Genomic DNA, 15670 nt, shown 5'->3' with positions numbered 1-15670 from the left:
GAGCACGACCGAATTGTTAAATCCGCCCCATGTTATTAACACAATTTCCGATACTCGTTAAGCCAAAATGCTAAACGAGCATATTTTGTCGGCTTAACGTGTTTAATTTTTCAATGAACACGTTTACTGATTTCATTAAACACGTTTACCGGATTCAATTAACGTGTTTAGAAATTTCAGTCATTGCGCTAATATCCAACAACTTACCTGTTTCTACCCGAAAAATGGGCTTTTTGGCACAATTTCTTTATTAAGAATTCATCACAATTAGACCTCTTAAATTTCACCTCTATTAACTCGAAAATGGGGCATAAAACCGATCAAGAGGAGAAAAGTTCCGAAATTCGGGACATTTCACATCCTATTGATATACAGACAAATAAACATTAAAAACAAGAATTGGAGAGTAAAATCTTCAAAAAACGTCCCCTTTGTCCCGGAGGATAGAGCCCTCCATTTTTATATAAAAGCTCCCTCCAAAAAAGAGATAAATCCGGCCACTCTCTTATCAGATTTAAGCTATATAAAATGGAATTATAGCTTTTAGTTCTAAAAAGAGTTACGAAATAGTTGTGTCATATCACTTTTGGGCTTATCTTTGTGGCGCAAAAGCAGATTATTTATATATATCTCTATTACAACATCTCTATAGTATGGCCTACACCAACAATGTAATGATTGTCCGACATAAGCTTCTGGCAACTCTTGTCAAGCTATGGAAAGAGGGACAGCTCGTAGAAAAAATAGACTACCTTCCTATTGAATTTTCCCCTCGAAGGTCGAAAGTACTTGGAAGGTGTTGCCCTCATAAAGAGCGCGCAGTGTGGAAATACAAATGTTTTCCACTGCTCGGCTTCGATATGACGGATGAAGAGAGCGAAGTGGACATGCTTTCCAAGTACGCAAAGAAGGCTCTTGAGCGTGAAGCTCCAAACAAAGAGAACCTTATGTGCGTCATAGACGAAGCGTGTACATCCTGTGTACAGATCAACTATGAAGTCTCTAACCTCTGTCGGGGATGCGTGGCTCGAAGCTGCTATACCAACTGTCCGAAAGACTCCATCAGCTTTCAAAAAAACGGACAGGCACAAATCAACCACGACACGTGCGTGAGTTGCGGCATATGTCATAAGTCTTGCCCCTATCACGCTATCGTTTACATTCCCGTTCCTTGCGAAGAAGCTTGTCCGGTAAAAGCCATTTCAAAAGATGAGTATGGTGTAGAACATATAGACGAAAGTAAGTGTATATACTGCGGAAAGTGTCTGAACGCCTGCCCGTTTGGTGCTATCTTTGAAATATCGCAGACCTTCGATGTCCTCCAAAGCATCCGTAAGGGAGAAGAGGTCATTGCCATCATTGCTCCTTCTATACTCGGTCAGTTCAAGACAACCATAGATCAGGTTTACGGAGCATTCAAACAGATTGGCTTCACCGATGTTGTAGAAGTAGCTCAAGGAGCAATGGATACCACAAGCAACGAGGCTCACGAACTTCTCGAAAAACTTGAAGAGGGGCAACCCTTCATGACTACCTCTTGCTGTCCATCCTATATAGAGTTGGTGAACAAGCATATTCCGGAAATGAAGCCATTCGTTTCGTCCACCGGATCGCCCATGTACTACACTGCACGTATTGCACGCAAAAAATATCCGAACGCCAAGATCGTGTTTGTAGGTCCTTGTATCGGTAAGCGTCAAGAGATACGCAGAGACGAAGAGGTGGATATGATCCTGACATTTGAGGAAGTGGGTGCTATCTTCAAAGGAATGGACATAGAGCTTCAACAAGCTCCTGCTTACAAGATGGCATTTAACTCTGTACGTGAAGCACATGGCTTTGCACTGAATGGAGGTGTAATGGGTGCCGTAAAAGCGTATCTGGGCAAAAATGCCGATAAGGTCAATGGCATAGAAGTGGCAGACCTTAATAAGAAGAATATCACAATGCTCCGCAGCTATGCTAAAACAAAGAAAGCTCCGGGACAATTCATAGAAGTAATGACCTGTGAAGGTGGTTGCATATCCGGGCCAAGCGCATACAACGATATTGTATCGGGACGTCGTCAGCTGAATAAAGAGCTTACGAACGTAAAGGAGACGTATGCGGACAATAATTGATCTTCTGAAGAGAGATCATACACTATCGGATAGAGACCTTATATATCTTCTCTCCTCTTCTGATGCAGATACCATACAATATCTGCATCAGAAGGCAAGAGAAGTTACTCTCGAAATCTTTCAGAACAAAATCTATCTGAGAGGACTGATAGAGCTAACCAACTACTGTCATAACAACTGCTTCTATTGTGGTATTCGCAAAGACAATAAAGAAGTTTCGAGATACCGCCTTTCTCATGAAGAGGTATTGGAATGCTGTCGGGAAGGATACGATCTCGGCTTTAGGACTTTCGTCCTTCAAGGAGGAGAAGACCCCCGACAAACAACTCCCTGGATAGAGTCCCTTGTACGCGATATACGCACAACATTTCCGGAGTCCGCCATAACGCTCTCCCTCGGTGAAAAGTCTTACGACTCATATCTTAAATTCTATAAGGCTGGAGCAAACCGGTATCTGCTGAGACATGAAACGTTTGACTCCGCACACTACTCCTCGCTTCACCCTTACACCATGAGCCATTCTCGGAGACAGCAATGCCTGATGTCTCTCAAAGAGATTGGCTATCAGACAGGAACAGGGATAATGGTAGGAAGTCCGGGACAAACAGTGGAACATCTGCTTCAAGATATTAGATTTATCGAACGATTCAAACCGGAAATGATCGGCATAGGACCTTTCATACCTCATCATGCCACTCCCTTTTCCGGAGAAAAGGCCGGCAGTGTGGATATGACACTACGACTCTTATCTATATGTCGCCTCATGCTGCCCCATGCTCTTATCCCTGCAACCACGGCATTGGCTTCACTTCCCGGAGAAGGACGCCTTGGAGGGATCCTTGCAGGAGCTAATGTCATCATGCCTAACCTGTCTCCGGCTTCACGTCGCAAGGAATATTCGCTGTATGATAACAAGGCTGCTTTCGGAAGTGAATCGGCACAAGGAATTATAGATTTAGCTGCACAACTGCACACTATTGGGTATAAAATCTCCATGGAACGTGGGGATCATCCTGAATATCAGAATTAAGATTCTACCTACTTATATGTATTAAGAACAAAAAATATATTACTTTTGTTCTCTCCTCAGGAAATATTTGAAACCTTATATGTAAAATGGCATATAACAAAACATCAAGAAAAGCCGAAGAGTTTATTTCTCACGAAGAGATTTTGGATACTCTCGCTTTTGCCGAAGCAAATAAAGACAACAAAACGATTATTGAAGAGATCCTTGTAAAAGCAGCAGAAGGGAAAGGCATAGATCACAGAGAAGCTGCTATCCTCCTTGAGTGCGAAGATCCGGAAATACAGCAACGAATGTTTGACATTGCAAAAAAGATCAAGCAGAAGTTGTATGGCAACCGAATTGTAATGTTTGCTCCTCTGTACCTATCCAATTACTGCATCAATGGGTGTACCTACTGTCCTTATCACGCAAAGAACAAGACCATCCACAGACGCAAACTCACGCAAGAAGAGATAGTCAAAGAAGTGATTGCTTTGCAGGATATGGGGCACAAAAGACTTGCTCTCGAAATGGGAGAACACCCTACTCTCAACAGCATGGAATATCTTTTGGAGTCCATCTCTACAATATATGGCATCAAGCACAAAAATGGTGCGATACGGCGTGTGAACGTCAATATTGCAGCGACAACGGTAGAAAACTACAAGAAGCTGCACGAAGCAGGAATAGGGACATACATCCTTTTCCAGGAGACTTATCATAGAGAAACCTACGAAGCACTGCATCCGACGGGGCCGAAGAGCGACTATGTCTATCACACCGAAGCCATGGACAGAGCGATGGAAGGAGGCATAGACGATGTCGGTATTGGCGTTCTTTTCGGACTCAATACCTATAAGTATGACTTCACCGGACTATTGATGCACGCAGAACACTTGGAAGCAACTTTCGGTGTAGGTCCTCATACCATAAGCGTACCGAGAATATGTCCTGCGGATGATATTGACACGGCAGACTTTCCCAACTCTATTTCGGATGACATCTTCCGTCGTATTGTGGCTATTATACGTATTGCTGTTCCGTACACCGGCATGATCATCTCCACGCGAGAGTCTCAAAAGTCTCGCGAGAGTGTACTCGAAGTGGGCATCTCACAGCTCAGCGGAGGTTCTCGCACCACGGTCGGAGGCTACACAGAGGAGAAAGAGAAAGCACACGATACGGCACAGTTTGACCTTAGCGACACTCGCACGCTCGACGAGATAGCCGCCTGGCTCATAGACCTTGGATACATACCGAGCTTCTGCACGGCTTGTTACAGAGAGGGACGAACGGGCGACCGTTTCATGGCTCTTGTCAAGAGCGGACAGATAGCCAACTGCTGCGGTCCCAACGCCATCATCACCCTGAAAGAGTACCTTGAAGACTACGCTTCGAATGAGACCAAGAAGAAAGGAGAAAAGCTCATTCTGAACAGTCTTAAGATGATTCCGAACCTCAAGATACGAGACAAAGCCACTCGCAACCTTTCCGATATTGAGAAAGGAAAGAGAGACTTCCGATTCTGACCCCTATATTCGTCTACCTCGTACACAGACTCATGGAACAGACACCTCGATCCGAACGCCTCCACATCGTACTTTACGGCTGCACCAATAGTGGCAAGTCTTCCCTCATCAATGCACTCACGGGGCAGACGGTCTCTCTTGTTTCCGACACTCCGGGTACAACAACAGATCCCGTCAGTAAGGCGATGGAGCTCCCGGGTCTGGGAGCATGCGTACTGATAGACACCGCCGGATTCGATGACACAAACGAGTCTCTCGGCAAGCTCCGCATAGATCGCACGCGCCGGACGCTGCAAAGCGCAGACATCGCCATTGTCGTGCTCTCATCCGAAGAGCTTTCTCCCGAGTTAGAATGGATAACACAGCTTCAGGAGAAGAATATCCCGGTCATTCCGGTCTTCAACAAAGCGGACATACACGCTTGTCCGGACGCATTACGCACAACACTCAAAGAGAAAACCGGGCTCTCCCCCATCATCGTAAGTGCACACACCGGCTTCGGCATGGATACACTGCTGGAGACGCTCCGCAGCACAAACACCCGGACACAATCTGCCGAAACCATCACCGGATCACTTGTTTCGGAAGGCGACACAGTATTGCTCGTAATGCCTCAAGACGCCCAGGCACCGAAAGGCAGACTCATCCTCCCACAAGTGCAGACCATACGAGAGCTCCTCGACAAGGGCTGTCTTCCCATCTGCTGCACACCCGACACCATGAAGCAAGCCCTCGATGCGCTACAGCATCCGCCCAAGCTGATCATCACAGACTCACAAGCCTTCAAGAACGTATATGAGATCAAGCCGGCAGCAAGCCTGCTCACCTCCTTTTCGATACTCTTTGCAGCATACAAAGGAGACATCGACAGCTTCGTACAAGGCGCCCAAGCCATCGCGAGCCTTACTCCCCACTCCAAAGTCCTCATCGCCGAAGCGTGCACACATGCACCGGTCACGGAAGACATCGGACGAGTAAAAATACCCGCCCTGCTGCGCAAACGCATATCCTCTTCGCTACAAATCGAGATCGTCTCCGGCAAAGACTTCCCCGAAGACCTCACGCCATACGACCTGATCATCCACTGCGGCGCCTGTATGTTCACCAGAAAGATGGTCATGAACCGCTCCGAGCGGGCACAACAACAGCACGTCCCGATGACCAACTACGGCATCACGATGGCTTATCTCACCGGTATTCTCGACAAAGTAGCCCTTCCTTAAGCAAAAAACTCAAGACATTCAGGCAAAAACAACAGGAGAAGAATGGAGCGATCACCTCTGTTCTTCTCTTTTTTATGCCTCACCCTCCGGCAAATGTTGCTCATGTCAAGAATGAAATCAACGCCTGAAAGCACAAAAACCAATAGGGAACCGACTCGAAATCTCCTTGACATAAATCCAAAAACATTCAATCAAAAAATAAAGACCAATCCATCTGAAATCATCTTATTCCTAACGACCAATTCTATATTTATAAGTAAGAATAGAACTTTTGCTCAGTAACTCCCAACCTCCTCCTCAACAACCTGCACCCGACTATCCAACAGCTCACATCCGAATCCTCAACAACTCACATCCGAATCCTCAACAACTCACATCCGAATCCTCAACAACTCTCATCTGAATCCTCAACAACTCACATCCGAATCCTCAACAACTCTCATCCGAATCCTCAACAACTCTCATCTGAATCCTCAACAACTCTCATCCGAATCCTCAACAACTCTCATCTGAATCCTCAACAACTCTCATCTGAATCCTCAACAACTCTCATCCGAATCCTCAACAACTCACATCCGAATCCTCAACAACTCTCATCTGAATCCTCAACAACTCACATTCTCCTGCCCAATAACTCTCAAGTTTTTACCTAACAATTTTTATTCTTCTACTGATCTAAAATTTGACTCTTAAGCACCTATTATATATTTCACGGCGAGAAATATTCGTTTCACGGCGAGAAATATTCGTTTCACGGCGAGAAATATTCATTTCACGGCGAGAAATATAGAACTACTTGATAAGAATAGAGTTTTTACTCGGTAATTTTTGAGTTTATGCTTGGGAGTTTTTTGAGGAAATGTCTCTCTTATCGCACAGAAGACCGACAAATGCAGAGAAGCAGGAGGAAAAGATGGAGCGTTGGTGTGGGAACGGAGAATAAAAAATGCACCGATATACATATTATATATCAGTGCATCGACGTTGTTGTGGTGAGTAGCCCCGACGGGAATCGAACCCATATTTGAAGTTTAGGAAACTTCCGTTCTATCCGTTGAACTACGAGGCCCCGGTATTTTTGTTCCTCACTACCGTTGTGAGAGTGCAAAAGTAAGGCTTTTATTTCTAATCGCCAATACTCTTTTGCTGCTTTGCAAGTGAGGAAAGTGCTTCTTACAGCTAAATCTTTCCGTACTTGTAGGCTTCGAGAAGAGCTTTAAGGGCGTCGATCTGGCTTCTGAGCACTTTGCCGTTGTCTGTGTCTCGAACATAGATGCGATGGGAGGTGGCGGCTTTCAGTACCGTAGAGCTTTGAATGTCCTCCATCTTCTCTATTGCTCTCTGTGTGGAGCAGAATGGCTCGTGCTGTATCAGATGCAACCCGTGAGAGTTGAAGATGAGCGTGTAGCCCGCAATGCCGGTGCTCTTCTGGTAGGCTTTGCTGAAGCCTCCGTCGATGAGCATCATGCGACCTCCGGCTTGTATGGGCTGCTCTCCTTTTACGGCTTTTACGGGAACGTGTCCGTTGATGATATGAGAGTCGGGGCCGGAAAGTCCGAACTCTTCGAGTATCTTGATACACACCTCTTCTTCTTTCCGATAGACGAAGTAGTAACCTTTCTGCTCGTGATGAGTGGCTTTGTCTTCCACAAGATAACGCTCCAGTGTGGTCATTGCCGACTTGTCGAAGAGTGGAGAGTCCGGACCGCACCAGAGATACCACATGAAGTCTATCGCCATCTGTTTCTCTTTCTTCTTCGCAACACTGCTGCTCACCCTTGCTTCTCGCACAATGCTGTCTATCTTGTCGTACAATGCTTTTCCGGAATAAGAGGTTTTCCCGATGCGCAAAGCTCGGAATGTCTTGTCTTCGTTCATCGGAATGGAGGCATGATAAAGCAGGTTGCCGTTATATGACAAATACATGCTGCCGTGCTTGTAAAGGATGTCAATGTGTTTCTGTAGCTTTTCGCTGTGTCGGAAGTTGATCAACAGTCTTTCGACGATCTCTTTCTCTTTGTCGGACAGTTTGTAAGGATCTTTCGGATCTATCGTTGGGAAGTTGGTGTCCAAAAGAGGATAGCTCTTTCCGTCCGGCAGAGTAATGGTCTTGGCTGCCAGATCCATCTTATGCAGCAGATTCCTGTCCTCCATTCCATACTCAGGGTGTCGGGAAATGATTTCGTGCTCCAGCTTGAACTGAATCACGGATATTGCCTTGTGCATCTGAGCGATGAGGTAAGCGCTGTTCTCATCGTAAAGTTTGTCCGCAGAGCCAAGTTTGGGACGGAATACCTTGCACTCGTCATTGGCGTAAGTCTCCATTGCAAAGCGAGCAAGAGGAAGCAGATTGATTCCATATCCTTCTTCCAAAGTATTCAGGTTGGCATAGCGGAGAGAGACTCTTAAAACGTTTGCCATGGATGCAGCATTGCCACAAGCGGCTCCCATCCAAAGCATGTCGTGATTACCCCACTGAATGTCGAAGTTGTGATACTTAGAGAGCGTATCCATCACGTGATGAGCTCCCGGCCCTCTGTCATATATATCCCCAACCACGTGAAGATGGTCTATGACAAGCCGCTGTATCGTCTGGCACAATGCAATGATAAAGTCCTCTGCCTTTCCGGTTTCGATGATGGACTTGAAAATGCTGTGGTAGTAAGCGGACTTGTGATCATTGCCGGCATCTTCGTGCAAAAGCTCCTGTATAATATAACTGTACTGCTTCGGTAGAGACTTTCTCACCTTGCTTCGAGTGTATTTCTCGGAAACTTTCTTGCAGACTTGGATAAGCTTGTTCAGAATCACCGGATACCACTCTTCTATATTCTCCTCCCTGCGATGAACCTGCTCCAACATCTCCTTGGGATAGTAGATAAGAGTACACAATTCCCTCTTCTCATCTTGCCTGACATATGCGCCGAAGAGCTCATCTACTTTCCGCTTTATACTGCCGGAAGCATTCTTGAGTACATGATCAAAAGCTTCGTATTCCCCATGAATATCTGCGAGGAAATGCTCTGTGCCTTTAGGTAAACTTAGTATGGCTTCAAGATTGATAATCTCTGTGGCAGCCTCAACTGCAGAAGGAAATTTCTCTGCCAAAAGTTGCAGATATTCCAGACTATAATTCTTAATTTTCATCTTTAAGGTCAATGTCTATAATGATTTGTTTTTCTGTCTTCAAAGATAGTAAATAGATCAGATATAAAGCAGAAAGGCTGTGTTAACCAAATCTATATGGTAACACAGCCTTAACTTTTGGGAGGAAGACGGGTTTCGAACCCGCGACACCCGGAACCACAATCCGGTGCTCTACCACTGAGCTACAACCTCCATCTTCAAAAGGTCTATTTCCCTTTTGCTCTGCAAATGTAGATATTTATTTTGGATTAACAAGGGATTCAAAGCTTTTTACTGATGAATATTGGCACATTCTGCACAATATGAAGCAAAATCAACTCAATTTACCAACTCAATCCTTAAAAGCAAGGATATATTCAACCTTTCAGCAACTATAATCTTCCTAAGGTTCAAGATAAAATGATCCGAGAGGTTTTAGGCGTCTCTTTACTAATTTCTTCCAAACAACTTTCTTCTTTACACTTTCATCAAACATATTACCCGTAGTGATGCACTTTTTTGCTGTTAAAAAGTTGTAGCTCGCCACAGTACTTTCTCCCGTTGACCGACTAAAACCGGAGATCTCTTTTCCAATCAAGAAAAAGTCTCCCAACTGAAATCTAAACTTGTAAGTCGTATTAGATGTTCCGTAAGTACCGGCAATGGCAAAAAAGTTGACTGTGATATCAAATACTCCTTTGTCGGTAATTTTAAGATAAGACTCATATTTAGTATATTCATCTTCCTCTGTCGGGATAACATTATCCCACATCTTAAAGATTTTATATCCCTCGGACTCCGTACCGAAATAGATCGCCAAAATATTCGGATTATAGTTGTATTCATATCCATCATCACGAGTAGATATTTTTTCTCTGTAATTAGGCTGTGCTATTAAGATAATATCCTCAATTCCATCCTTATTAAGATCTCCCTTTTCGTGAGCAAAAGCCCAACCCTCCGGCACTATTTTTTCAACACTTTCTCCTCTTTTGGCTAAAGTTGGTCTTCCGTTATTTTGGTTAGTAGCATAAGAAGTGCTACCTAAGAACAATGCGGAAATTGCTATCAACAATGTTGGCAAATAAGATCTCTTCATTCTATTTTTCATTTTCATAATAAGTTATAATCCGTGATATTCTTACATTATCCAAAAAGTATTGTGGTTTGAAAGCCTACTAAATGCTCTCTTGCTTCTCTTTCCGCCGATAAAGGTATAGAATTTTCAAAATACAGCATGTTGATAGCAAAGAAAAGACACTAAGAGATACAGACAAAGGAAAAACATCTAAATAAAAAAAGGCTCCCAAAGTTGGATAACAACCAACTTCGGGAGCCTTTCTGTATAACGTTAATTCCTAATTAGAGGAAGAGAACACGACCTGTGGACATTTCATAGATCGCTCCGCAGATCTTTATTTTACCCTCATCTTCAAGTTTTTTGAGGATAGGACTGTCTCGGCGAATCTCATCCATAGTCTGTAGTACATTTTCACGTACCACAGCATCAGCAAACTCCTTATTAGAGTAAGTACGTTCTCCTGCGTACTCGGTACCTTCCACAGAAGGCTTGATCTCCTCCATCAAAGAAGTGATATTGCCCATCTCAACACCTTTAATGGCAGCTTTGACAGCGCCACAGTCCTGATGTCCCAATACGAGAACGACTTTTGAGCCGGAAACTTCACAGGCATATTCAATACTGCCAAGCATGTGTTCATCAGCCACATTACCGGCTACACGGCCGACAAAAAGATCACCGACTCCCTTGTCAAAAATATACTCAACAGGTACACGACTATCAATACACGAGAGGATGATTGCTTCAGGATATTGCCCCTCCAGACTGGCAACAGACTGAGCATTGAGATCACGAGGCAACTGTTTGTTGGCAATATAACGCTCATTGCCTTCGCGCAGACTGGCCAATACAATATCAGGAGTAAGTTCCTGCTGTTTGTCTTTGGTTAGCACCTCGGTGATAAGTTCCTTTGGCTCTGTGTTAGAGGTTTCTGATTGAGTCGACTGCGACTGATCGTTGCAGGAACATAAGATAACCACAGCTGTGGCAAGCATAAAGATTTTCTTCATCTTCTTGTTTTTTATGGTTAATAATACACAAATCCCCCTTCTATCCTCGGAAAGGAGGAGGATAAACAGATACAGCAATAAGGCTATTTAAGCCTTTGCACAAAGATAATACTTTTACAAGTATCAAGGAAGCCAAGATCATATAGGGTAAACTCGCAGGTCGTATAGGTACTATGAAGTCCTACATCTATAAGATCAAAAAACGGAGTTGTAGAGCCGAATGTGGGCTTATTTTTTGTTTAATAAAAGTTCTTAGATTTCATATTGACATCACTAATCCAATAAGAAGAAAAACAAAATAAAAAGGGCTGAAATACTTCCTTTCTTGTTTTAGAAGCTTCTAAATAGTCCTGAAAATGTATTTTGATTGTGCAAAATGTTTTGCTAATTATTTATGTCAATAATACATACAATACAAGAAGCCCAAGTCCTACAAGCAAAAGAATCAGACAGCCTGAATTCACACTCGAACGATTGACCGTCTGAGCTATATCTTCAAGACTTTCTTTATTCAAAACCTTTCCAAGTACGAGTAAATAATCGCTTAGGATTCCAACAAGGATGGAATTAGATGATAACGAGCCATATGCATTTGTAACAGTTATTTGTATTCTTGTCTTATCTCCCTCCTCTGTGAGTGCAATATCTGCAATTGCAGGATTTAGATTATTGGAAATTGGAAAATGGTATGTATTGAATACTTCATTGATGTCATTTTCCTGAAGCATATACTTTGATGGAAATTTTTCAAAGAGCAACATAATAGCTGCTTTGACCTCATTTAATGGGTAATTGATAACAATCTCCCTTTCTGCTTTTTGTAAGCTGCTTACTAGTGGATTCATAATCAATATTTTTATTTATCATGCTATCTATTTAAGTTCATAGAGAAGTCGTCATTGTTTTTAATCTGCGATAAAAACTTTTAATAAAAACCACTACACAAAGATAGTCTTTTTCAGTCGTATTGTGAAATTCTTGTAAAGATTGATTACCATTTCTGCCTTTGCAGAACAGTGATATTACTAATATCATTTATTGTATATGGTGCAAAACTTTACCTTATAGATTAAATCTTCATCACAGAAAAACTTCTTACCATCGTTTCTATTTTTATACAAACAAAAAAATGCCCCAAAACCTTTAATTTTGGGGCATTAAACACATAATTTCGTGTACAAATTCTGCAAGTTACTAAACATTAGTACTTATTGCGGAAGCGGGGGGATTCGAACCCCCGGTACGGTAACCCGTACGTCAGTTTAGCAAACTGGTGGTTTCAGCCACTCACCCACACTTCCTTTTTCGAGTGCAAAGATAATACATCCAAGTCTATCACGCAATAGATAAAGCACATTTTCTTCTATCTTTGTAAGTAAATGGCAGAAATAATGGAAAGAAAGAAGAAAAACAACATAATAAAGTGGTTGGGGATAGCGTCTCTTGCCGTCATCTTGTGCGCAGGAGTCTTTACCTACATGGTGGTTAAGCGACTTAAAGATCCCGGAACATTCGGGATGTACAACGCAGGAAAGGGATGGATTTACGTTTTTCCCGAAAGCAGCTGGGATGATGTAAGCAAATCCATCACGGAGTTATACAGTGTAAAGTATCCATCGCTTCTCCCCTATCTACACCTCATATCCGATAGTCCATCGCCGGCAGTGGGCGCATATACCATACATCCCTCGGAAAGTTTGGAGTCTATATCCAAACGCATCGGCAAAGGAGAGCAAGACCAAGTCTCTCTGACACTGCCACTCGACAGACTTACCGGAGATACGGAGAGAGTTTTAGCCAAATATCTCATGTACAAAAAGGATGAGTATCGCGATGCACTACGAGATAGAGAGCTGATACAATCGCTGAACATACAAGACACAACACTACTGAACCACATTCTACCGGGAGAATATACGCTCTTTTGGAATACTTCTCCCAAAGAGGTGGTTACGATGCTTGTAAAGAGATACGAAGAGTTTTGGAGCAAAGAACGTTTGGAGCGTGCAGAGAGTTTAGGTCTTACACCTTTCGAGGTCAGGGTCTTGGCTTCCATTGTAAGCTTGGAGAGCAGATACCAACCGGAGTTAGCCACCATTGCCGGCCTCTATCTGAACAGGTTGCGATTGGGCATGCCGTTGCAGGCAGACCCTACCATCATTTTTGCCCATCAGGACTATTCCATAGTGCGTGTGTTGAAAAAGCATTTGGAGATAGACTCTCCCTACAACACTTATAAGAACAAAGGTCTGCCACCTACCCCTATTTGCGTTCCATCTCAAGAGGCTATGGAAGCTGTTCTGAACGCCCAAAGCCACAACTTCTTATACATGTGTGCGGACTCCGACTTCTCAGGCAAACACATCTTTGCTGCGGATTATGCCACACACTTGAAGAATGCACGACTTTTCCAAGAAGAGCTAAACAAGAGAGGTATCAAGTAGAAGCCCTCTTTTCGACCACATCCAAAAGGGCATTGAGAATATCCGCATTGTTGGACAATCTCGGCACTTTATGCTGTCCTCCCAGCTTTCCTTTCGAGTGGAGCCAGTCATGAAACGTTCCGTTCGGTGCTATACTCAATTGGAGAGGGAGTAACGTGTAGTCGTTGAACCTCTTGGCGTCGTAGTCCGAATTGATCTCCCTGAGGGTTTTATCCAATATATCGGCAAACTGCTCCGGTGAATCGGGTTGCGTATAAAACTCTATCAGCCACCGGTGATAACCTCTTCCCTCCTCTGCCAGTACAATAGGTGCAACGGTGTATTCAGACACTTTAGCTCCTGTTTCGGCACAAGCTCTTTCTATTGCCTTGTCCGCATTGTGCACCATCAGTTCTTCTCCAAATGCGTTGATATAAGACTTTGTCCGCCCCACTATCTTTATCTTGTGAGGATAGATGGATGTAAACTCCACGACATCCCCGATGATGTAACGATACAAACCTCCTATTGTGGTGATGATCATAGCATAAGGGCTACCTCTCTTCACGCCTGAAAGTGGTACGATAGCCCTTTCGTCTCCTCTGTTATATGCGTCCAGAGGCCAAAACTCATAGAATACAGCGTGATCCAGAAGAAGCAACATTCCGGGATCTTGACTCTCATCTTGAAGTGCAAAAAAGCCTTCGGAAGCGTTGTAGGTTTCTCTATAAAAGATCTCCTTTCCCATTATGGAGCCGTATTCTGCCCTGTATGGGTCGAAACTGATACCTCCATGAAAAAACACCTCGATATTGTTCCAAATCTCCGCCACACTCTTTGCCCCCGTGTAGTCGAGCACTCTCTTGATCACCATCAATAGCCATGAGGGAACGCCCGAAATGCTTCCCACATCCGCTTTGGCTATCACCGGAATGAGCTTTTCCAGCTTTTCCTCCCAGTTTCCCATCAACAAAATCTCTTTTGAAGGAACTCTGATCCACTCCCCGATGCTTGGCATATTTTGCACAAGTATGGCAGAGACATCTCCTGTCCGGATCCCGCTGCCCTCGTATGTAGGAGCATGACTTCCACCGAGAACGAAACCTTTGGATGCGAAAAGCCTGCTGTCGGGATTTTCTGCCAGATAAGACCAGACCACGTCCGAGCCGGCTTTGTAGTGGTTCTGCTTCAAGTAAATCTTTGGAACCGGTATATACTTGCTCCTGTCATTGGATGTACCGCTGCTTTTTGCCATCCAAGTGACGGAATAAGGAGAAAGAACATTCTTCTCGCCCCTTAGCATTCGCTCGATGTATGGTGCCAAAGCCTCATACTCTACCACCGGGACAGACGATGCAAACTGCTCATAAGAACACTGTTGCCCTAATCGAAAAGGTGCAAGGTAAGCAGTATTCTTGCTTCTATCCAGAATATACCGCAGCTGTTGGTCCTGCAACGCTTCTCCGGTCTTTGCGTAGCTGTTCAGGACTTTTACCCGATGTTTCGTGGCTTGATGCAATATCTTAGTCAGAAGATCCATTATTGTCTATATGAATTCGGATGTACACAAAGCGCAACAAAAGCGAATAGCTCAGCAGGTTGCCCCATACTCCTATTCGCCTTTGAAGATATTGGTTCGGACATATTCCGTACCAAACAGTTATTTCAGATACTCGGAGAGATCTGTATTTCCAAGAATTTCGCCAAGTTTGGTCAGATTAGGCTCTAAGCGTCCCCTTACCATTCCGGCCAGGAATGGAGGAACATCTGCATCTACCAACAGTTGTCCGTAGTTTTTGCCCTCTCTTTCCGTAAGCTCTATTCTCAGGCGAAGAGGAATGGGAGTAGATATGCCTTGATAGGTTATACAGTTCGGAGCAACATCTATCAACTTCAACCCCACTTCTCCGAGCGTTTTCACTTTCAGTTTCAGTTCTCCCTCAGAAGCAGAAAGAGTCTGAACCTTCTCTCCTCCAAACTTTGCGATCAAAGGTTCTACTTTGGTCAGGTCTGTAAGATAAGAGTGAACAGCAGGTATATCGAGCTTTATTGGAAATTCGGGACTTGAGAATGTCTTCATCGTAAATAATCTGTTTTAGTGTTACTCTACAAAGCTAATGAAAAACGTTCAGATCTGCCATCCTCCACT

The 15670-nt window shown here is 43.8% G+C and carries 11 protein-coding genes and 3 tRNA genes; 5 read left to right on the top strand and 9 right to left on the bottom strand.

What is annotated here, in order from left to right; genetic code table 11:
- The first annotated feature begins 653 nt into the window (after window positions 1–653).
- The 4 genes from HQ39_RS01210 to hydF all read left to right on the top strand — a co-directional run bounded on the left by HQ39_RS01210 (window position 654) and on the right by hydF (window position 5881).
- Window positions 654–2120, top strand: coding sequence for a monomeric [FeFe] hydrogenase (locus HQ39_RS01210; protein ID WP_036792390.1), 1467 nt, complete (start codon window positions 654–656; stop codon window positions 2118–2120).
- A complete protein-coding gene (hydE, locus tag HQ39_RS01205; RefSeq protein ID WP_036862861.1) occupies window positions 2104–3150 on the top strand; it encodes a [FeFe] hydrogenase H-cluster radical SAM maturase HydE in 1047 nt (348 codons plus the stop codon). Before HQ39_RS01210 ends, hydE begins: the two co-directional genes overlap by 17 nt.
- An 86-nt stretch (window positions 3151–3236) precedes the next feature.
- On the top strand, window positions 3237–4658 hold the full coding sequence (gene hydG / locus HQ39_RS01200) for a [FeFe] hydrogenase H-cluster radical SAM maturase HydG (protein ID WP_036862858.1): 1422 nt from the start codon (window positions 3237–3239) through the stop codon (window positions 4656–4658).
- Window positions 4659–4690: 32 nt separating this feature from the next.
- Window positions 4691–5881 (top strand): [FeFe] hydrogenase H-cluster maturation GTPase HydF, encoded by a 1191-nt coding sequence (hydF, locus tag HQ39_RS01195; protein WP_036792381.1) that lies wholly within the window; start codon window positions 4691–4693, stop codon window positions 5879–5881.
- A 997-nt stretch (window positions 5882–6878) separates the two neighbouring features.
- On the opposite strand, the gene HQ39_RS01190 is transcribed toward hydF, so the two are convergent.
- The 7 genes from HQ39_RS01190 to HQ39_RS01160 all read right to left on the bottom strand — a co-directional run bounded on the left by HQ39_RS01190 (window position 6879) and on the right by HQ39_RS01160 (window position 12399).
- A tRNA-Arg gene (locus HQ39_RS01190) sits at window positions 6879–6950 on the bottom strand.
- Window positions 6951–7060: 110 nt separating this feature from the next.
- Window positions 7061–9028, bottom strand: coding sequence for a fructose-1,6-bisphosphatase (locus HQ39_RS01185; RefSeq protein ID WP_036848996.1), 1968 nt, complete (start codon window positions 9026–9028; stop codon window positions 7061–7063).
- Between the two features lie 119 nt (window positions 9029–9147).
- Window positions 9148–9221, bottom strand: a tRNA-His gene (locus HQ39_RS01180).
- Between the two features lie 189 nt (window positions 9222–9410).
- Complete coding sequence (locus tag HQ39_RS01175) at window positions 9411–10106, bottom strand: hypothetical protein (RefSeq protein ID WP_052079310.1); 696 nt, start codon at window positions 10104–10106, stop codon at window positions 9411–9413.
- A gap of 263 nt (window positions 10107–10369) precedes the next feature.
- The gene (locus HQ39_RS01170) at window positions 10370–11083 is read right to left on the bottom strand and encodes a carbonic anhydrase family protein (protein ID WP_262498701.1); all 714 of its coding nucleotides are present in this window, start codon (window positions 11081–11083) and stop codon (window positions 10370–10372) included.
- A gap of 407 nt (window positions 11084–11490) precedes the next feature.
- Window positions 11491–11943 (bottom strand): hypothetical protein, encoded by a 453-nt coding sequence (locus tag HQ39_RS01165; RefSeq protein ID WP_036862855.1) that lies wholly within the window; start codon window positions 11941–11943, stop codon window positions 11491–11493.
- A gap of 369 nt (window positions 11944–12312) precedes the next feature.
- Window positions 12313–12399: transfer RNA gene (locus tag HQ39_RS01160), tRNA-Ser, on the bottom strand.
- Window positions 12400–12489: 90 nt separating this feature from the next.
- On the opposite strand from HQ39_RS01160, the gene mltG reads away from it, so the two are divergent.
- Window positions 12490–13542 carry an endolytic transglycosylase MltG gene (gene mltG, locus HQ39_RS01155; protein ID WP_036863049.1) on the top strand — a complete coding sequence of 351 codons (1053 nt, stop codon included), beginning with the start codon at window positions 12490–12492 and terminating at the stop codon, window positions 13540–13542.
- Here the strand turns inward: mltG and HQ39_RS01150 are convergent.
- Both HQ39_RS01150 and HQ39_RS01145 read right to left on the bottom strand, forming a co-directional pair.
- Window positions 13535–15061: a GH3 auxin-responsive promoter family protein gene (locus HQ39_RS01150; RefSeq protein ID WP_036862853.1), complete on the bottom strand. Its 1527-nt coding sequence runs from the start codon at window positions 15059–15061 to the stop codon at window positions 13535–13537. The genes mltG and HQ39_RS01150 overlap by 8 nt on opposite strands.
- Window positions 15062–15181: 120 nt before the next feature.
- Window positions 15182–15601 carry a hypothetical protein gene (locus HQ39_RS01145; RefSeq protein ID WP_036862850.1) on the bottom strand — a complete coding sequence of 140 codons (420 nt, stop codon included), beginning with the start codon at window positions 15599–15601 and terminating at the stop codon, window positions 15182–15184.
- Window positions 15602–15670: the final 69 nt, after the last annotated feature.

This window comes from Porphyromonas sp. COT-108 OH2963 (assembly GCF_000768895.1).
In the GTDB taxonomy this organism is placed as follows: Bacteria; Bacteroidota; Bacteroidia; order Bacteroidales; family Porphyromonadaceae; genus Porphyromonas_A; species Porphyromonas_A canoris.
The sequence above is the reverse complement of the archived record's forward strand: the minus strand, read 5'-3'. Positions and strand labels throughout refer to the sequence as shown.

Bases quoted from the DNA above. Each gene is read 5' to 3' on its own strand.
- HQ39_RS01210 (WP_036792390.1), top strand. From the start codon at position 654: ATGGCCTACACCAACAATGTAATGATTGTCCGACATAAGCTTCTGGCA.
- HQ39_RS01145 (WP_036862850.1), bottom strand. From the start codon at position 15,601: ATGAAGACATTCTCAAGTCCCGAATTTCCAATAAAGCTCGATATACCT.
- hydE (WP_036862861.1), top strand. From the start codon at position 2,104: ATGCGGACAATAATTGATCTTCTGAAGAGAGATCATACACTATCGGAT.
- HQ39_RS01175 (WP_052079310.1), bottom strand. From the start codon at position 10,106: ATGAAGAGATCTTATTTGCCAACATTGTTGATAGCAATTTCCGCATTG.
- HQ39_RS01170 (WP_262498701.1), bottom strand. From the start codon at position 11,083: ATGCTTGCCACAGCTGTGGTTATCTTATGTTCCTGCAACGATCAGTCG.
- HQ39_RS01150 (WP_036862853.1), bottom strand. From the start codon at position 15,061: ATGGATCTTCTGACTAAGATATTGCATCAAGCCACGAAACATCGGGTA.
- hydG (WP_036862858.1), top strand. From the start codon at position 3,237: ATGGCATATAACAAAACATCAAGAAAAGCCGAAGAGTTTATTTCTCAC.
- HQ39_RS01165 (WP_036862855.1), bottom strand. From the start codon at position 11,943: ATGAATCCACTAGTAAGCAGCTTACAAAAAGCAGAAAGGGAGATTGTT.
- hydF (WP_036792381.1), top strand. From the start codon at position 4,691: ATGGAACAGACACCTCGATCCGAACGCCTCCACATCGTACTTTACGGC.
- mltG (WP_036863049.1), top strand. From the start codon at position 12,490: ATGGAAAGAAAGAAGAAAAACAACATAATAAAGTGGTTGGGGATAGCG.
- HQ39_RS01185 (WP_036848996.1), bottom strand. From the start codon at position 9,028: ATGAAAATTAAGAATTATAGTCTGGAATATCTGCAACTTTTGGCAGAG.